The 16,648-nt window shown below is 52.6% G+C and carries 15 protein-coding genes and 5 tRNA genes; 14 read left to right on the forward strand and 6 right to left on the reverse strand.

Annotated features, from left to right (window positions below; all coding sequences use genetic code 11):
• Positions 1 to 60: 60 nt before the first annotated feature.
• Both modA and modB read left to right on the forward strand, forming a co-directional pair.
• Positions 61 to 867 (forward strand): molybdate ABC transporter substrate-binding protein, encoded by an 807-nt coding sequence (gene modA / locus HOV93_RS12365; RefSeq protein ID WP_261358596.1) that lies wholly within the window; start codon positions 61 to 63, stop codon positions 865 to 867.
• A gap of 2 nt (positions 868 to 869) precedes the next feature.
• Positions 870 to 1,565 (forward strand): molybdate ABC transporter permease subunit, encoded by a 696-nt coding sequence (modB, locus tag HOV93_RS12370; protein WP_315853400.1) that lies wholly within the window; start codon positions 870 to 872, stop codon positions 1,563 to 1,565.
• 65 nt (positions 1,566 to 1,630) lie between these two features.
• Here modB and HOV93_RS12375 read toward each other — a convergent pair whose 3' ends face one another.
• Entirely contained in the window at positions 1,631 to 3,931 is a 2,301-nt protein-coding gene (locus HOV93_RS12375) for a glycoside hydrolase family 2 protein (RefSeq protein ID WP_207396805.1), read from the reverse strand.
• Positions 3,932 to 4,496: 565 nt separating this feature from the next.
• Here HOV93_RS12375 and HOV93_RS12380 point away from each other — a divergent pair.
• The 8 genes from HOV93_RS12380 (at position 4,497) to HOV93_RS12415 (ending at position 9,088) form a co-directional block, all read left to right on the forward strand.
• Positions 4,497 to 4,568, forward strand: a tRNA-Phe gene (locus HOV93_RS12380).
• Between the two features lie 311 nt (positions 4,569 to 4,879).
• Positions 4,880 to 5,506, forward strand: coding sequence for a hypothetical protein (locus HOV93_RS12385; RefSeq protein WP_207396806.1), 627 nt, complete (start codon positions 4,880 to 4,882; stop codon positions 5,504 to 5,506).
• Between the two features lie 162 nt (positions 5,507 to 5,668).
• A tRNA-Ser gene (locus HOV93_RS12390) sits at positions 5,669 to 5,753 on the forward strand.
• 11 nt (positions 5,754 to 5,764) lie between these two features.
• Positions 5,765 to 5,838, forward strand: a tRNA-Leu gene (locus HOV93_RS12395).
• Positions 5,839 to 5,847: 9 nt separating this feature from the next.
• A tRNA-Leu gene (locus HOV93_RS12400) sits at positions 5,848 to 5,921 on the forward strand.
• Positions 5,922 to 6,036: 115 nt separating this feature from the next.
• Positions 6,037 to 6,123: transfer RNA gene (locus tag HOV93_RS12405), tRNA-Ser, on the forward strand.
• Positions 6,124 to 6,282: 159 nt separating this feature from the next.
• On the forward strand, positions 6,283 to 7,779 hold the full coding sequence (locus tag HOV93_RS12410) for a sulfatase family protein (RefSeq protein WP_235990250.1): 1,497 nt from the start codon (positions 6,283 to 6,285) through the stop codon (positions 7,777 to 7,779).
• 169 nt (positions 7,780 to 7,948) lie between these two features.
• A complete protein-coding gene (locus HOV93_RS12415) occupies positions 7,949 to 9,088 on the forward strand; it encodes a pyruvate kinase (RefSeq protein ID WP_207396807.1) in 1,140 nt (379 codons plus the stop codon).
• Here HOV93_RS12415 and pstB read toward each other — a convergent pair.
• From pstB to pstS, 4 genes are all read right to left on the reverse strand, one after another.
• Entirely contained in the window at positions 9,085 to 9,879 is a 795-nt protein-coding gene (gene pstB, locus HOV93_RS12420) for a phosphate ABC transporter ATP-binding protein PstB (protein WP_207396808.1), read from the reverse strand. The genes HOV93_RS12415 and pstB overlap by 4 nt on opposite strands.
• A 26-nt stretch (positions 9,880 to 9,905) precedes the next feature.
• On the reverse strand, positions 9,906 to 10,832 hold the full coding sequence (gene pstA, locus HOV93_RS12425; protein WP_207396809.1) for a phosphate ABC transporter permease PstA: 927 nt from the start codon (positions 10,830 to 10,832) through the stop codon (positions 9,906 to 9,908).
• Positions 10,832 to 11,863: a phosphate ABC transporter permease subunit PstC gene (gene pstC, locus HOV93_RS12430; protein ID WP_207396810.1), complete on the reverse strand. Its 1,032-nt coding sequence runs from the start codon at positions 11,861 to 11,863 to the stop codon at positions 10,832 to 10,834. The genes pstA and pstC overlap by 1 nt, the downstream gene beginning before the upstream one ends.
• Before the next feature lie 71 nt (positions 11,864 to 11,934).
• Complete coding sequence (gene pstS, locus HOV93_RS12435; RefSeq protein ID WP_207396811.1) at positions 11,935 to 12,975, reverse strand: phosphate ABC transporter substrate-binding protein PstS; 1,041 nt, start codon at positions 12,973 to 12,975, stop codon at positions 11,935 to 11,937.
• A gap of 495 nt (positions 12,976 to 13,470) precedes the next feature.
• On the opposite strand from pstS, the gene HOV93_RS12440 reads away from it, so the two are divergent.
• Genes HOV93_RS12440 through HOV93_RS26705 form a run of 3 tightly spaced genes read left to right on the forward strand, consistent with a single transcriptional unit; the run spans position 13,471 to position 15,577 of the window.
• Positions 13,471 to 14,571, forward strand: coding sequence for an NAD-dependent epimerase/dehydratase family protein (locus tag HOV93_RS12440; RefSeq protein WP_207396812.1), 1,101 nt, complete (start codon positions 13,471 to 13,473; stop codon positions 14,569 to 14,571).
• Positions 14,568 to 15,224, forward strand: a complete 657-nt coding sequence (locus HOV93_RS12445) for a vitamin K epoxide reductase family protein (RefSeq protein WP_235990252.1) — start codon at positions 14,568 to 14,570, stop codon at positions 15,222 to 15,224. The genes HOV93_RS12440 and HOV93_RS12445 overlap by 4 nt, the downstream gene beginning before the upstream one ends.
• Before the next feature lie 2 nt (positions 15,225 to 15,226).
• Positions 15,227 to 15,577 (forward strand): SPW repeat domain-containing protein, encoded by a 351-nt coding sequence (locus HOV93_RS26705; RefSeq protein WP_449243556.1) that lies wholly within the window; start codon positions 15,227 to 15,229, stop codon positions 15,575 to 15,577.
• A gap of 109 nt (positions 15,578 to 15,686) precedes the next feature.
• Here the strand turns inward: HOV93_RS26705 and HOV93_RS12450 are convergent, their stop codons facing one another.
• Entirely contained in the window at positions 15,687 to 15,896 is a 210-nt protein-coding gene (locus HOV93_RS12450) for a hypothetical protein (RefSeq protein WP_207396813.1), read from the reverse strand.
• A gap of 193 nt (positions 15,897 to 16,089) precedes the next feature.
• Here HOV93_RS12450 and HOV93_RS12455 point away from each other — a divergent pair, with 193 nt between their 5' ends.
• Positions 16,090 to 16,602 (forward strand): general stress protein, encoded by a 513-nt coding sequence (locus tag HOV93_RS12455; protein ID WP_207396814.1) that lies wholly within the window; start codon positions 16,090 to 16,092, stop codon positions 16,600 to 16,602.
• The last annotated feature ends 46 nt before the right edge of the window (positions 16,603 to 16,648 follow it).

A 16,648-nucleotide genomic window follows, 5' to 3' on the forward strand; every position in this document is an offset into this window, starting at 1 on the left:
CTTTAAGTTTCGGTGCCTATCTGACTAAAATGTTCGGATTCCTTAACCGAGAGTCCGAACATGTTAGCCTTGGCACCTAAGCACATTTCTCGATGGTGGATTGGGATCTGTGTCCTATCTAACCTTGTAGCCGGATGTTCGAACCGAAGTGAACCCCAAGGAAAGCCGGTCGTTATCCTTGGAGCGGCAAGCACAAAAGATCTTTTGGAAGAAATCGCCGCCGTAGCCCAGAAGTCGCTGGAGGTTCCCGTAGAGATTGAGCTCAGCACGGGGCCTTCTCATGCGTTGGCGCAACAGATTCTTTCGGGTGCCCCCGCAGACCTTTATGTTTCCGCCAATCGACAATGGGCAGCCGAAATCAGAGATGCCAACAGGGCAAGTCAGTCCGTTGATTGGCTTACCAATTCGATGGTGGTCGTCGTGCCTGCGAATTCCCGCTTGCAGATTACGCGTCTTGAGGATCTTACTTCGGATGAAGTTCAGCGCATCGCGATCGCCGGCAAAAACGTGCCTGCTGGCATCTACGCGCAACAGTCGCTTTCGTATTATCGACTTTGGGAACCGCTCGGCGCTGCCGGTAAGATCATTCGTGGGCACGATGTCCGAAGTGCGTTAGCCTATGCACAGCGCGGAGAAGTCGACGCGGCGATTGTCTACGCCACCGATGCTCGACTAACCGATCAGGTCCGCGTGGTTTTCCGGCTCGATCCGGTCTCGCACGCGGCGATTGTATATCCCTTAGTAAAGCTGCGTTCTGACTCAAACGCAGCAAACCAAGTTTACCAGTTCTTCCTGGGTAACGAAGCGAGACAGATTGCTGAAAACTTTGGCTTTCAGCGACTTGAACCTGGCAAGGCGAAGGAATAGCGGTGGATTCCGATCAAATAGCTGCCGTGCTGCTAAGCCTCCGGGTGTCACTGATTGGAGTCCTGCTTGGGTTGCCGCCCGGTTTAGCGTGCGGATGGCTTCTGGCTCGTAAGTCGTTCTGGGGCAAGACTGTCCTGGAAACGGCCATCAATCTGCCACTTGTGCTGCCGCCGGTGATCACTGGCTATTTGCTATTGGTGGCATTCGGGCGAAACGGCGTACTGGGCTCGCCGCTTCAAGATTGGTTTGGCATCTCGATTGTCTTTGACTGGAAAGGGGCTGCCGTGGCCGCGGCTGTCGTCGCGTTTCCTTTGATGGTTCGTTCGATCCGCCTGGGAATCTCGTCGGTCGATCCGACCTTAGAGATGGCCGCCGAAACGCTCGGAGCAACCCGCTGGGATGCGTTTTGGTCGGTGACGGTACCATTGGCTCGCTCTGGAATCATCGCCGGATGCATCCTGGCATTCGCGCGCGGCTTTGGCGAGTTCGGAGCGACAATCATGATTTCCGGCAACATCCCTGGCAAAACGCAAACCATGCCCCTATATGTGTACGATCAGATGGAAACCCCTGGCGGTGTGCAAAATGCAACCGGAGTGATTGTCGTGTCGATCTTGATCGCGGCGGCAGCCCTGTGGGTTAGCGAAAGACTCGAGCGAAAGTCACGAACAACGACAAAGCAAGAGTCGGATGGCTAATAAAAAACTCCGGGATCGCCCGAAGCGATACCGGAGTTGGCCAGAGCAATTCGAATTGGTCAGCGTTACTTCGTTAGCGGCGCGTGAATCGCCTTGAGTTCCTCGGCCGGAATCTTGATGACCTTGCGGTCGTAGGTCATCAAGCCGTTGATCTCGCTTTCGACGTCGGTCGTTTGGGTATAGACGGCTCCGGCGATGCCTTGGTCCTTCAACTGAACCAACTTGTCGATCGATTCCTCGTAGCGAGCCTGATACTCTTTGACCGATCGTGGCAGGCCACCGTAACCCCAGTTAGATTTCGTCTTTTTCCACAAGTGTCCTTCGACAGGCCAACCGTGACCGCCGAACTCGCCGACGACCTTCACCATCTTATCGAGACGCTTCTGCTGTAGTGGAAACGTGGGGTGAGGGTAACTGTGTTGGTCGGCGATGTGCCCGATCGGCCAGTAGTTACCGCCACTGGCAACATTGACCAGCCGCGTCGGATCGCGCTGCATGATCCACTCGCCGGTCGCGACTGAGCGATGCTGGCCCCAGGCCTCGTTGAAGGGTACCCAGACCACAATGCTGGGATGATTTTCTAACGCACCGACCATCTCGTCGAACTCGCGCAAGTACTGGGCGTGATCTTCGTCAGTCCAATCTGCGTCGACAGGATCGGGCCGCATTCGCGTCCAGGCTGGGCTCTTTCCGCCGCTGACCTGGTCTTGCCACACCATCATTCCGAGGCGATCGCAATGATAATAGTACCGGCGTGGTTCGATCTTAATATGCTTGCGGATCATGTTGAATCCGGCGGCTTGCAGGTATTCGATGTCGAACCACATCGCTTCATCCGAAGGGGGCGTCAGAAGTCCGTCTGGCCACCAGCCTTGATCGAGCGTTCCCCAATGAAAAATCGGGCGACCATTCAGCGTAAACCGTAAGTCGCCATCTTCGTCGCGGACAGTCCCGACCGAGCGAATGCCTGCGTAGGTACCGACCATGTCGATGACCTCACCCTTATCATCGAGCACGGCCACGCTGATATCGTACAAGTGAGGGCTACTTGGCGACCACAACTTGGCGTTGGCAATATCAACGACCAGATCTTCATCTGCCGAGGTCACATCCGCCACGACGCTACCGTCGTCGTACACGGTCGCTTTCAGCGAAACTTTCGCAGCTCCATTGCCTTCAAGAATGGGCGACACCTGAATTCTTCCGGTTTCAGGATCGGTGAGGATCTTCACTTCGGAAATGTAGGTACTGGGAACCTGTTCGACCCATACCGTTTGCCAAATCCCAGATACCTGGGTGTACCAGATCCCTTCCGGGGTGAGCGTTTGCTTTCCGCGTAACTGCGAGCCGCCACTTTTGTCTTCAACACGGACCACAATATCATTCAGCCCCGATTTCGCGACCTTGGTCACATCGATTCTAAACGGCGTGCTACCACCGACATGGCTGCCAACTTCCACTGCATTGACAAACACACGACAGGCATAGTCGACCGCCTCGAAGTTCAGCAGGGTGCGTTCCCCTTCTTGCGGGACAAGCTCGACGCTGCGGTGATACCATAACGCCTCCGATGGACGGAGGTTTCGCTGAACGCCTGACAGCTTCGACTCGAGGGCAAAGGGAACCAAGATCTGCCCGGCCCATGTTTCGGGGATGTTGTCTTGATTCTCCGAAGTGATCGCGTAGTTCCAATGACCGTTCAAGTTCTCCCACTTTTCTCGCGTCATTTGTGGACGGGGATACTCTTGCCAGGCGTTTTCGGCAGTGACATCGGAGCCCCACTGAGTGATCAGATCGGACTGATAGGGACGCTCAGGAATTCGCGCCGGAGGCAACATCGGCACGTGGTCTTCATCGATCAAGTGAATGTCGATGTACTGCCCGCCGGCGTCTTGTCGCGTGTGGGCAGCGAGAACATTCCGGCCAACCTTTAACGCTTGACGTCCCTCGTCGGTGAGGGGATAGACGCTGTACTCGGTGGACCAACGTGCAAAATCGGCTATTTGCACTCCGTTGAGGAAGACCTCGGTCTCATCGTCGTGGTGAATCAATAAAGCTGGCTTCTTGGGGATGGTTTCCAGGTCATAGCTGCGGCGTACCCAAATATGATCCGTATCCCATACGGTTCCGACGCGGGCGTTGGGAGTCCCACGCGTTCCGAAACCACCGTAACCCTCTTGCCACTTGGCGTCATCGAAGTCCCCTTTCTGCCACCCGTCAGACGGCGGAACAAGCGTGTACTTCCATGGTCCATCGATGCTTTGCGGGTCTTCTTCCGCTGCCTTGGCCGAAAGTGGCAACAGCAATAGGACAACGGCAAAAAGCCAACTCAATTTCCGAGGATGAAGCACATCGCGAAGGTTCATAATTCTTGTCTCCGTTTCAAGATCAGGGGCGAAGAGCGTGATGTGGCAGGAACCTCTATTCTGCCATACAAAGGCCTTGCCGCTTATGAGTTGCCGCGTAAAGATTTTGAGTTCCGTTGCCACTTTTTCGCACTTGCCATTGTGCGTAAATCATTACTACTGCGCCACCGTCATCAACCAGTCGACAGCCCTGCCGCGTGAACTCGACCATCCTGTCGCCTGTTAGAGGAGAGGCAAATTTCACCGATTCACGCTGGAAAGAGATCTGCGGTATTTTTTCCGCAACGAGCGAACCTAGTGCGGACACGTTCGTCTAAACCTGTGAACAAACGATTCGACGGTTGGTGTGTTTCCAACGGCTATTGAAGGAATTGATTCCCATGTCACGCCGCAATTTCAATCTGCTTTTAGGTTCATCGGGCGAACCATTGCGCTGCGAATCGCGATTTCTATTCTTATCGCGAGAACCAAGTTTGCTTTGATTCCGCGTCAGAAGCTCGAAAAGACCTTCGGCCTGGAGTCCACGCGACCTCGGGCTTTTTTCGTGACGCAAGCAGACAACGCTGGACTGGTAGCTGAGACGGCATAGCGGCGGTTTGAAGAACCGCAGACGAGGATTCGAGCGCCTCCCGGTCCACTTATGAGCGTTAGCAAGTGAAACGTGCATCGCCAATCGCATAGGCCTGTTCGACTTCGGGTGAGGTCACCGGTCTTTCAAGCCGGTCAGGTAGGGTTCGACTCCCACATTGAATCTCCTAAGTCTAAAAGCCAGCAGGCTCCGCTGTGGACATCGAAAAGAGGTTGCGAGATCCGATCGAGCGGAAAGGGCAGGTCATGACTCCCGTGTTTCTTATAGTGCTTGATTGCGTACTAAGTTGTCGATGGATTCCCTGGCAGTTAGTTTAGGGGTACTGCCTCATTTGAATTTGCTACCAATGAGAACGTTCCGTGATCGAAAAAATGCCTAAGGTCAGCAACCCGTTGACCATTATTGCCATCTTTGCCGGCCTAGCCGAAGTCGCCATGACTGTTACTGTGGGGCTTCTCGATGGATGGAACCAAACGATTTTTATGTGGTTTACAGCTGCGTTTCCCATCGGGATCGCTATTGGCTTCTTCGCTGTCCTGATACGCAAGCCGGCATTGCTGTACGCCCCCAGCGACTGGCAGGACGAAAGTAACGCGTTTCGGTCCTACCACAATGAGACCAAATTGGTTACTGACGTTCAGGAACTGGTTTTGACGATGTCCGATCGATTGAATCAGTCTACTGAAACGATCTCGCCAGAGGAAATCTCTCAACTTCGTAAAGACGCTGATGAAGCACTTGTTCAGCTTGCTGAACTGAAAAAGCGAACCCCGTTACCAATGAACGAACTGCAGGAAAAAATACTGGAAGTGTTTCACCAGAATCCCGAGCAAAAATCCACAATGCGAATTAATCAGCAATTGCAACAAAATGGCCACTACGTGTCGCTACCAATTTTAAATCGCGAGCTAAACAGGATGCGTGTGACAAGGTTACTAGGGGGAATCGCGAATGAGGAAAACCCGATATTCTGGGTTAATAGTTGAACCTCTCCGCCTACCGACGGGTCATTCTTCCCAGACCCTCAAAGCGATGCTTTTCTGATGCGATGCATCAAATCATGCATCACTTTTTTCGAGCCTCGCCAAAACCCTCGAAATAAAGGTGCGAATGGCGATCTGTTCGACTCCCACACGGGTCACTAGATCGGAAGTCATCCGGAAGGATGAGGACACTGTTTTGAAAACAGCTGACGGCTTGCGTCGTTTGTGGGTTCGAGTCCCACGGCTTCCGCTTGAAACTTTGGCTCGGTAGGCAACTGGCAGACCACCTTCGCTTAGAACGAGGGATGCTGTGGGTTCGAATCCCACTCGAGCTACTAACAAACGGCTCAGTGGCAATTGGTTGACCGCTCGAACTTAAAATTCGGGGACGCTGCGGGTTCGAATCCCGTCTGGGCCACTGCTGCGGTGATGTTAGTCGGAGATCAGGTACGCAAATGGGAAAAGCGGCCACGGTGAGAACGTGGTAAATTTGTGGGTTCGATGCCTACTCTGATCACTGTTGCATCTAGACTGGAAGGTAGTCGAATACGGATTGTCGGGCCGGTTTGCTAAACCGTGCGGCCACAATGGCCATGTGGGTTCGAATCCCATGCCTTCCGCTCCTTTTAGATCTTTTCCTGCGGATTCTTCTCGATTTCGTCGTGAAATGCCTTACCCGACTGGAAAGTCGGCAGGTATTGACGCAAATTAGTGGGTGAACCCCTTGCCGGTTTTCAATCGGCTAACCCCTGCTTCGCCCCAGTCTACGAGGACTCTTCATGATGACCTTCGTGCGTTTTGTTTTTCTATTGGCGTTTCTATTGATCGCTCCGCTTTCTTTCGCTGTCGCAGCGGATGAGGTGAAGAAGCCTAATATTTTGTTCGTCTTGTGTGACGACCTGCGTCCCGACGCGGTCGGCTGCTTAGGTAGCGAGCATGTGAAGACGCCTCACATTGATAAGATCGCCCAGGAAGGCATCCTCTTCAATAACTCGTTTTGCACCACTTCACTGTGCTCGCCGAGCCGAGCGTCGATCTTGACGGGGCTTTATGCTCACGGGCACGGCGTTACGAACAACTTCACAGAGTTCCCGACCGAGATGGCGACGTTCCCGAAGCGACTGCAGGACGCCGGGTATGAAACGGCCTACATCGGCAAGTACCACATGGGAGAAGACAACGACGAGCCTCGCCCCGGTTTCGATTGGTTCGTGACCCATAAAGGTCAGGGAAAGTACTTCGACACGGCTTTCAATGTGAATGGTCAGGGTGCCCAGGTCGTCGAGGGCTACTACACGCACGTCGTCACCGACATGGCGATTGACTGGCTTGCCAAGGATCATGGGGACAAACCTTGGTGCCTGATGGTGGGCCAGAAAGCGCCGCATAGCTTTTACTTTCCAGAACCGAAGTATGAACATGCGTTCGATGATGTCGAAGTTAAGTACCCCAAAACGGCCTTCGACCTGGACGACAATCCGAAGTGGATCAAACAACGCCTTTCTACCTGGCACGGCATTTATGGACCGCTTTTCGATTGGCGTAAGGACTTTCCCGATGACAGCCCGGAAGGTGTCCAAGATTTCGAGAACATGGTGCACGCCTACTGGGGAACGGTACTCAGCATCGACGATAGTATGGGGCGTCTTTATGCCTGGCTGGAAGAATCGGGACAACTCGATAACACGGTCATTGTGTTCATGGGAGACAACGGGCTTCTGGAAGGCGAGCACGGCATGGTCGATAAACGCACGGCCCATGAAATGAGTATTCGTGTTCCCCTTATCGTTCGTTACCCAGAGCTAGGCCAAGGTAAAACGGTCGACCAACAGGTGCTAACCGTCGATATGGCTCCGACTCTGATCGACCTGGCAGGGGCCAAGCCGATCAAGAGTATCCATGGAGACTCTTGGGCGAAATTGGCGACCGTCGGTGACGACGATTGGCGAAAGTCGTGGCTCTACTACTACAACTACGAAAAGCAGTTCCCGTACACGCCGAACGTCAGAGCCCTGCGAACCGATCGCTGGAAATTCATTCGCTATCCACATGGTGACGGGACGCCTGATCGTCATATGGCCGAGTTGTATGACCTGCAATCCGACCCCGGCGAAGGGACCAACCTTGCCGAGAAGCCAGAAAATGCTCAATTGGTCCAGAAGCTTCGTCAAGAATTAACAAAGCAGATGGAGTCGGTCGGGCTGACCTCGGCCACCGACAAGATGCCCATCGACCAAGGCATCGGGTCGGAATTGCCAGATGAAAAGATCCGCTGAGTAACTTCTGACCAAAACTCTGGTAAACTGATGACACTTGAGGACGTGAGACGGCGGAGTCTCGCGTCTGTCGACGGAATCGCATCATTCGCAGCATCGGTTAACTAACACGGAAGGTTTCTGAACTTTGGTTGAGCCAATCGAATTATCTCAATCGACATCCTCGGCGATGCTCAAGCGTACCAAGGTCGCTGCAACGCTCGGTCCTAGCACATCGCGACCGAGCGAGTTAATGAAGCTTGTTCGTGCCGGAGCGGATGCCTTCCTGTTAGACTTGTCGAAAGATGACCCGTCCGTATGGGATGAGCGTCACGAGGCAATTCGTGAAGTCGAAGGGAAAGTTCAGCAGCCAATCACGTTGCTGGTGGACACACCGTGCCGTGAAGGCTCGACTGCCAATGAGACGTGCATTGCCTCCAACCACATTAAATGGATTGCCAATCACGAGGTCGATTATGTTTTGACTTCGGTTCCCCGGGGGGCTCATTCCTTAGCCGAAGTCCGTAAAGTGCTGACGGCGTCTGGTAGCGATGCCTCGGTTATGGCACGCCTCGACCATGCGGGGAACTATCGAGATATCGACAGCATCATTCAATCAGCCGATGGGGTGGTCGTCACGGGAATGGGTTTCTCGGACCTGGAAACCTGGTCGATACCTGTGATGCAAAAAATGGTTGCCCGACAATGCCAAATTGGGGCCAAGCCCTGCCTTGTTGATCGCGGCATTTTGAAGAACATGCTGCAGTCGGAGGAACCCAGCAATAGCGAAGTGTTCGATATTGCGAATGTCGTCTTTGACCATGCCGACGCTATTGTATTGGGTGAAGAGACGGCCTATGGAAGCTATCCGCTCCAGGCTGTTGAAGTTCTCTCGAAGACGGTCATCGCCACCGAGAGCCTGATGGAAATTACCGATCGTCCTATTAAGGTCGGATTTGGTCAGCCGCCCAATACGGCTGCGATGGCCTACTCGATACGGCATATCCTCAAGATGCAGGAAATTGCTGCAGTGGGAGTTTACTCGCACTCGAGCATGACGGCCCGGCTTATCGCCAAGAATTGGATCGACTGCCCGATTCTGGGACTTTCTGATTTACCAACGACCGTTCGCCAGATGGGAGTCTACCATGGCGTGGTCTCCCGACAGATGAAGTCGCCAGGCAGCACGGCTGAAATGCTCGCGACGACGACTTCGATCGCCAAGAAGCTGGGGCTCGTGGTGCCAGGAGATCGAATGATTGTCGTCTCGGAACTACCAATTCGTTCGACCAACAACGCAAACGCGTTTGTGATCGAAACAATTGACTAGCTGAATTCACCGCGGATGTATTGCCGGGTGTACTCTTCTTGTGGATCTTCAAAGAGGTGCTTTGTTTCCTTACGTTCCACCAGGTAGCCGGTGCGGCCGCCTTGGGTGGTGTCGACGTAAAGGAATGCCGTTTGATCGGCGACACGTTGGGCTTGTTGCATGTTGTGAGTCACGATGGCGATCGTGTACTTCTGCTTAAGCTCCTTCATCAGCTCTTCGATTTTGCGGGTTGCGATCGGGTCGAGTGCCGAACAGGGTTCGTCCATCAGAAGGACTTCCGGTTCCACAGCAATTGCCCGGGCAATACACAGACGCTGTTGCTGACCACCTGAAAGGGATAAGCCGCTTTGCTTGAGCTTATCTTTCACTTCGTCCCACAACGCGGCCCCACGCAGAGCATTCTCGACGACTTCGTCGTAGTTACCGCGGTAACCGTTGATGCGAAGCCCGTAGGTGATGTTCTTGTAGATACTCATCGCGAACGGATTGGGCTGCTGAAAGACCATTCCAATGTGGCGGCGAACGGCGACCGGATCGATGGTCTGACCATAAATATCTTGGCCACGAAAATGAACATGCCCTTCGAAGCGGAAACCTCGAATGAGGTCGTTCATGCGATTCAAGCAACGCAGGACGGTGCTCTTACCGCAGCCGGACGGACCGATGAAAGCGGTAATCTGTCCTTGCTTGATCGGAATACGCGTGTCTCGAACTGCTTTGAATGTACCGTAGTACAGTTCCTTCACATCGCAGTCGATGACCGTGTCGTCAGAAGCTTGGTTATCGATCATGTTGTTATCGATCCTATTTCGGCCGTTTATCGTGTCGGTCCGCTCGATGAGAGGCTTTTACCAATCAGATTCGTCACCAGCACCACCAGCACTAAAACTAATGAGGCTGACCAGGCCATTTCTTTCTGGTTGTCTACGAACGAAGAAGAAAAATTGTAAATGAGGACCGCCATCGAGGCAGTTGGCTCAGCAAGTTCAATCGACGTTGGTGACCAGTTGGACATGGACCAATAGTTACTAAACAGTGCGGTAAACAACAAAGGTGCCGTCTCACCCGCCGCACGGGCCACTGCCAGCATAACCCCCGTTATGATCCCCGGCAATGCAGTTGGCAATGTGACAAACCACAATGTCTGAGTTTGCGTAGCTCCCATTCCGATCGAAGCTTCCTTCATCCGGGAAGGAACCATACGAATTGCTTCTTCGGCGGTCAGGATTACTACAGGAAGCATCAGAATGGACAACGCTACCCCCCCTGCATAGGCGGAGAATCCTCCGGTAACCAAAACAACGGCACCATAGGCAAAAACACCGGCCAGGATGGAAGGAAATCCGCTCAAGACTTTGGCACAAAAGCGAACCACACTGGCCGTTCGGCTTTGCGCACCTAGTTCTGCCAGAAAAACCGATGCCATGATTCCAAACGGCACACTAATCAGCGCCGCCAGGACGACCATAATGATTGTCCCGATCAAGGCATTTCCGAACCCGCCCCCTTCCTCAAATGCCGTGGGAGGCAATTCATAAAAGTTGGATAGCGTCAGCTTGGATGCCCCTCGATAGAAGAGCATGAACACCACGGAAACAAGGGGCACCAAGGCAGCGAACGTAAGGACAGAGGTGAATAAGCTGAGAAACATGCTCAGCAAAGTTCGCGGTTTCCGGAGCGACCGTTCCAATTGACGGAGCTCAATTTCGCCCAATGGCGACGATTCATTTTCAGGAGATGCCATTAACGCATTCCTTTCAGGCCAGAGGTTGCCCGTTGCAAGATCAGTGCGCCCAATATATTCACGACCAATGTGATGGCCATCAGGACCATCCCGGCGTACATCAGGACGCCGACCTTCATTTCGTCGCTTCCCGCTTCCGAAAAGTTATTGGCCAGTAGTGCAGCCAACGTATTGGCAGGTGAAAAGATAGAAACATCGACGGTATTCATATTTCCCACGAGCATCGCCAGGGCCATCGTTTCACCCAATGCCCGACCGAACGCCAAAACGATACCACCAAAGATGCCACCGGAAGCAGTTGGCAGTACGACGGATAAAATAGTTTCCCAGCGCGTCGCCCCCAGACCGTAAGAGGCCTCACGCAGTTTTGGCGGAACGGCGACAAGCGCGTCACGGCTGATCGCGGAGATGGTCGGGAGAATCATAATCGCCAACACAAAAGACGCGGTAATCATACCGGGGCCTTGGTAGCGTGTACTAAAGAGGGGAAACCACCCCATATTTTCGTGAAGCCAATTGCATGGTTCACGCAGCATGGGCATCACCACAAAGATTCCCCACAGACCGTAAACCACGCTGGGAATCGCAGCGAGCAATTCCACCAGGTTTTTCAGGGCACCTTCAGACCAAGTCGGCAGCTTGCCCCAGAATCGATGAAATTGAATTCCAAACAGTCTTAAAATTTGAAATACGAAGTTGCCCAGGTAGCCTTCGCTGAGAAACACAGCCACGGCGATTCCGAAAAACGAGCCGATAAATAGGGCCAGAAGCGAGCTATAGAGTGTTCCCCAGATTTCAGGGAGGATTCCGTATTCGGACGTGTTCGGGTCCCAAGTACGGCCGGTGAGAAAGTCCGTCCCATACTCTTGAACGGCTGGGCTCGCCTTCCAGCTAATCTCGAAGACGATGTAAGCCATGACGATAATCGTCAGCCAGGCAAAAGACGAACAGGCAAATCGAAAAACTCGATCGATACCTCGCTCGACAGCCGTCGGAGGTCGAGAGATCGGCGACCTTGTTGGATGATCCATAGATGTCGCAGCATGTTGTTGGTTGAAAGAAACGGGCTTGGTGAGTTACTCACCAAGCCCGGGCAAATATTCTACTTTGCGGTGATGTTATCCAACGCGGCCGTAACCTTGCTGGTAACTGTCTCTGGAAGAGGAATATATCCGAGTTCCTCACTCGATTCTTGTCCTGTCGTCAGACAATATTTGATCATTTCCTTGAACGCTTCCATCTTCTTTGGGTCGTCGTACGTCTTGTAGGCAATGATCCAGGTATAAGTAACGATCGGCCACGAATCCTCCCCTTCCGGGTCCGGTAGAAACGCGATCAACGAAGGTGGAAACTCAACGGCTGAGAGAGCAGCTTGAGCCGATTCAATCGTCGGCTTGATGAACTTGCCGGACTTGTTTTCCAGCGAAGCCATTGAGAGGCCCGTCTTTTCGGCAAAGCCATATTCGACGTAGCCCAGCGAACCGGGCGTCTGATTTAGCGAAGTGGTGACCCCTTCGTTACCCTTGCTCTTGGTACCAACGGGCCAGTTTGGGGCCTTATTAACGCCAACATCACTGTTGAACTTCTCGCTGATCGCGGCCAAGTGCTTGGTGAAGACGTAGGTCGTACCGCTAGAGTCCGATCGAACAATGACGTTAATATCTTGGTCAGGCAGTTCCACGCCTTCGTTGGTGGCGGCGATCTTAGGATCGTTCCACTTCGTGATTTCTTTGAGGAAGATACCAGCATACGCTTCTCGTGAAAGCTTCAATTCGTCAACACCTTCTAAGTTGTAGGCGATCACGATTGCACCAGCGGTCATCGGAAGTAACTGAACGCCGCGTTCGACCTTGGCCATTTCCTCTTCACTCATCGCAGAATCGCTGGCACCGAAATCGACAGTACCATCGATTACGGAACTTACACCAGAACCACTGCCCACCGATTGATAATCGATTTGAACGTCGTCGTGTTCGTTGGAATAGGACTTGAACCATGCTCCATATAAAAGAGCTGGGAAGCTTGCCCCGGCCCCCTGAAGCTTAACTGCGTCGGGATTGCTCCCACCGCTACAGCCCACCGTGGCAACCATCATGGCAGCCAGTGCGACATACGAGCCCAAGATTGATAGAGTGTTTGGCATACTTGGTCGTTTCCCCACTAAAGGATTACCAGGATGTTATTCAAGATCGTGATAAGAGACTTGCCGAGCCCTTGCAATTCACCCCCATTGGCGGGGAGACTTTTAACTCGACATGCCTCCGGCGAATTGCTTTTTTGAGCCCCTCAGTTTTTTTAAGAGAGATCCCCAAAGCATCCGCAAATTCACCCGTCAGACACAAAATCTAAGTGGTGTACTCAAGCATCACAACCCGCTACGAGAGATGCTCGCAAAATCTTAACATTGACCTTAACATTTAAGGCCTTTAAGTGATATCGCCGGTCGAATTCTGCACTGCTAACCCCTTGTCTTGAGCAGGGTCCTTGCAATCATCAGCCACTACCTTGATTTTCGTTTGTTGGTTTTCGTCCCTTCATCTTTACAAACTGCCCAGCGAGATTGCAGGAAAAAGCTTGGCATTGAACTTGCTCTTTTTACTACCGATTACCTATTTCGAAGTAAAAGGAGGGACCATAAGTGAATACGGCACAGATTCAACGTCCGGTAGTACTGGTAACTGGAAGCGGGGGACTTATCGGGTCGCGAATTGTTCCGGAACTGCGGAAGTCATACACGGTTGTGGGCATGGATTTGCATCCTCCTGAGCAGAAAGCGGCGGACGTCGATCATTGGATTCAAGTCGACTTGATCGAAGATGAGAGCGTTGCCGAGGCATTATCCGAACTTCGAGCTAATCATGGCGATCATTTGGCCAGTGTTGTTCATTTAGCGGCCTATTACGACTTTAGCGGGAAAGAAAGTCCTCTCTACGATGAGCTTACAATCCAAGGAACACGGCGGTTAATCCAAAATTTGCACCCCATGCATGTCGAGCAATTCCAGTTCACCAGCAGCTTGCTTGTGATGAAGTCGGTCGCGGTGGGGCAGTGCTTGACGGAGCAATCCCCCACCGCGGCGGAATGGGCCTATCCTCAGTCGAAATTGGCCACCGAGAAACTGCTACGTGAGGAACATGGCGACATTCCGGTTCTCATCCTCAGAATCGCAGGCGTTTACGATGATGCGGGGCATTCGTTGCCTATCTCGAATCAGATCCAGCGCATTTATGAAAAACAGATGGAGAGCTATTTTTTTCCTGGGGACGAAAACTGCGGCCAATCATTTATCCACTTGGATGACCTCACCCAGAGCATCGTGGCTGCCGTAGATCGACGTAATCAGCTACCAAACTTCAAGACTTTGCTGATCGGCGAAGAAGATGTCATGAGCTACGAACAGCTGCAGGACGCCATTGGCCAGCACCTCCATGGCAAAGATTGGCCCACCATACGAATTCCTGCCACGATGGCCAAAGCAGGCGCTTGGATCAAGCAAAAAATGGCCTCGTGTGAAGAGGAAGAACCCTTCATTAAACCTTGGATGGTCGATCTGGCCGATCAGAATTACCCAATTAATGCGACCGAAGCAAAACAATGCCTAGGATGGACGCCCAACCATTCTCTTCGCGAAACATTGCCAAGAATTTTGGAGCGGCTCAAGGAAAATCCGATTGAATTCTATCAGGTCAACCACTTGGGTTCGTTGGAACCAAGTGAGCCCAAGGGGATGAACTCATGAACTCCCCTCTTCCCAATACCGTGATACAAGGTTCAATGGATCACGCCCCCGTAAGTCCGTGGTCTTATAATCCGTCGGCCTGGTCCCAACGGGTTCCCGTTTGTGTATTGGCATTTCTGGCCGCGTTAATTGCTTCGCACTTAGCCGCATTTCAATGGGGATTGATCAGTTACGTCTGGGACCCTGTATTTGGTGAGCAAAGTGCCAAGGTGATCGGCTCAGAGATCGCCAAGAAAATGGATCGTTGGGTAGGCGTACCCGATGCGGCACTGGGTGCGATTGCGTATCTGGGAGATGCCATCTTTGGCTTGGCCGGTTCTACGCGACGCTGGTACGAGCGTCCTTGGATTGTCATCTTGTTTGGCATCGATGTCATTCCTCTGGGCGTTGTCAGCGTCATTCTTGTCATGCTGCAGACATTCGTCCTTGGACAGTGGTGCTTTCTCTGCCTGGTTACGGCGGCAATTTCACTGGGGCTGATCTACCTGGCATATGATGAAGTCTATTCCTCGCTTCTTTTCCTTTGGAAAGTGTGGCGACGCAGCCGACGCGTTGGCACCTTGTGGATGGCCCTTTGTGGTTATCCGACCGAGGAAAGTGGCCGAGTTATCGAAGAAATGACATTGCCGTTAGCTGAAAGAAATGGTGAATAACAATGTGGGCCCGAGTCGTTGAATTCATGCTTGGCTGCTGGTTACTGTGCAGCCCATTTATCTTCCGAGCGAATGACCGAGCAGGCGTCGATTCGCTGGTCGATTTTGGATTGGGCGGGTTGGTCATCCTGCTTGCCACATTGGCATTTTGGGAACCAACTCGTTATGCCCACTTGGTAACACTTGTAGGATCGCTATTTATGATCCTGGTCCCTCGGTTTACCCTATCTCCCGAGATCCCCCCAGCGGGGCAGAATTTTATGATGGTCGGACTACTACTGTTGATGTTTGCGATGGTGCCTAATCAGGCATTTACGACACCGAGAGCGTGGCAAAGCAGTCTGGAGAGATGATTACCGCGTGATAGGTCGTTAAGCGATCAATGCCCACCCAGTCTTAAGACCTTAGTTCATAAAGAAAGCCATCCGCAATGGATGGCCGATCGGGGTTCTAGAAGCTGAACTAGCTGGCGGCTACTGCTTTAAGAAACGTGTTCATATTGATTGTGTTGAGCAGGAGCCCCACTTGTTTCATTTCGGCCAATTGCTTGCGACGAGCCCGCTCTTTAGTACTCCAAGAGCGTCGTACTTCGCGACATGCTTCGGCGAGCGAGCGATTGGTAAGACGTTGTTCTTCGGTCGATGGCGATTCAGGGCAGACTAGCGAGCTCATATGTCTAAACTCCGTTTTGAAGAAAGCGATGTGGTTTTCCCAGAGAATTGCAATTGCCGTACCAATTGGACGTAATTATCTCAGAAATTGCTCGCCAATCTGGTTAAAGGCATGACCTTTGCGGCTCGTTAGATAATGAAATAAGCGTGATTCTCACGTATTATTCCGCTAAAATTCGGTAGGAGGGTAATCCATGTCCAGACACTGCATCGTCGCGATTTACGACGACTTTACGGCAGCTCAAGAGGCCGTCAACAAGCTCGATGAGAGCAAGTTTCCTTCGGAGCAAGTCTCGTTGGTGGCAAACAGCGTTCATCAAGATCTTTCGTCGACCAACAACCTCCAATATGGGGACGAGTCGGATAAAGACGCCGTTCTCGGCGCTGGCGTGGGTGGTTTGCTAGGTTTCTTTATGGCAGCCCCACTTCTGACGATCCCAGGCTTTGGACTGATGTTGATTGCAGGCCCAATTACCGTGGGGCTCACCGGTGCAATCGTGGGTGGGTTTCTGGGTTCCATGATCGGCTGGGGGGTCCACGAAGACCACGTCTCCCAGTACGAGGATGAAGTGCGTCAGGGGGCTTTCCTCGTCGTTGCCAATGGTGATCCGTTCGAGGTCGACTTTGCGAAACAACTGCTTGATCAAACGGATGCGAGATCTATCGTATCGCACGTTCGAGAAAGTGCTGATAGCGTCGAGCCGTGATGCTATAGCGCATTAAAAAAGCCGGTGAATATCACCGGCTCCTTAA

It is taken from the genome of Bremerella alba (assembly GCF_013618625.1).
Taxonomy (GTDB): Bacteria; Planctomycetota; Planctomycetia; order Pirellulales; family Pirellulaceae; genus Bremerella; species Bremerella alba.